The organism is Nostoc sp. MG11 (genome assembly GCF_014904695.1).
In the GTDB taxonomy this organism is placed as follows: domain Bacteria; phylum Cyanobacteriota; class Cyanobacteriia; order Cyanobacteriales; family Nostocaceae; genus Komarekiella.
On record NZ_JACXXN010000163.1, the window covers coordinates 1 to 1655 of the forward strand.

At 44.4% G+C, this 1655-nt stretch carries 1 protein-coding gene; it reads right to left on the bottom strand.

Annotated features, from left to right (window positions below):
- Positions 1-7 precede the first annotated feature (7 nt).
- A complete protein-coding gene (locus HCR01_RS37810; RefSeq protein WP_193200996.1) occupies positions 8-1609 on the bottom strand; it encodes an IS1634 family transposase in 1602 nt (533 codons plus the stop codon).
- Between the last annotated feature and the right edge of the window lie 46 nt (positions 1610-1655).

A 1655-nucleotide genomic window follows, 5' to 3' on the forward strand; every position in this document is an offset into this window, starting at 1 on the left:
AGGTCTATCAGTTGAGAAGATAATATTTTCTGCAAGGCGCACCAAGAAACTGTAGAATCCATAGTCGTTCATCAGTAAGATTGGCAATGTGCTTCAAGCCGGCGATCGTTACCAGATGAATTGACATGAAACATTGAAACACCCACCGCATCGTAAAAGAGGCAGTAGGCTTACCCAACTGATTGTGGATGGTCTGTTTTGCTTGATTAAGAGCTTGGCGTAAAGCCCTTTGCCCCAAACTGTAAACTAACAAGCACAGACCCATAACCATTGCTAAGGCTGCAACTCTTTCTGGAGAGTTAAGAAAAACACTACTGGTAAAAAACAAAGGGTCTTTGAGAAAACGAAAACCACGCTCAGTCGATTGTTGGGCTTTGTATTCTCTGAGTAAATCATCATTGCTCAATTGGTGAGCATCAAGGACATTAGTAGCCAAAATAAACCGCCCAGTTCGTTGTTTTTGGGTAGCGATGGCTACCTCGTCAGGTACAACAATGGCGCGAATTTGATAGTAACACGGTGGTGGTTGAGCGTCTTTACGTGGTCTGCCTGATCTGATGTGGCGTTTGTGTTCTATAACTTCCAACTGGGCCAGTTGATGAAAGCGTTGCTGAGTTTCAAAGTATTTGGAAGCTTGTATCGCATCTGCCGCACAAGCAAATTCTTGTTGTGATAACTGTCGCAGTTGAGATTGTGCTTGTTCGAGTTGCTTTAAATCCGATTCAGTACGAGCTTCACTTTCTACTACTAGCCAACGCTGTTTCACTCTACCGTAATCGCAGCAACACTCAGCTATTCGGTAGCCTGCAACTACACTAGCCACGAACGCTTCCTGACTTATATTCTCCAATAGCAGTTGGGCAGTTGTCAGTGTCGCTGGGACTCTCGACAACCAACGCAAAGAGTCCATTTGTTTGAGATTGTCTTCGGTGTAAAGTGCTGCATCCGCCACAAACAGCGCATCTATTTCCCATTGTTGCCGAAATTCTTTGAAGATTTGAGCAAACATCGCACAGTCTGCTTCGTTACCATCTGCCACTCTTAGGTATAGCGGAATATCCCCATCCCCACTGCACATCAAATCTACAATAAACTGTTTGAGAGCAGGTCGATGATCTCTAGAGTAGCCTTTTGTGATTTTTATCTGTCCGGCTTCGACTTCACTTTCTGTTGAGTTGTCGGCATATTCTCCGTGTACATGAAACGAACTTGAGTTCAAGTGTAAACTGTCCTTTTCCACCCCAAACTTCTTGGCTGCTGCCAATGCTACACTCACAAATACTTGTGTTAACCCTGCCTCATACAGTTTGTCCAAGACTCTGCCCAAACGGTCATCATTGAGATGTTCTGGGCTGATGCCCCCTCCTAATAGATGTTCTGTCGCTTTGCCGACAAAAAACTTTTCAAACAGGTACAATGGCGCACTCACTAAACCCAAGCCATTGATAATCATTGCTTTGACTGCTTGACCTGCGCTGACTATTTCTTGGTGATGTGTTCCTAGTATTTGGTTGATTTGCTCTACCAAACACATTTGGTCGATCATGCCTGCCACTATCCCACAGTGGTCAATATCTTGTACTCTTATTTGTGATCCTGATGGTGTCATTCACCAAAAATACCATTGATCTCCTCTCTTACCTGCGGAATGTGGG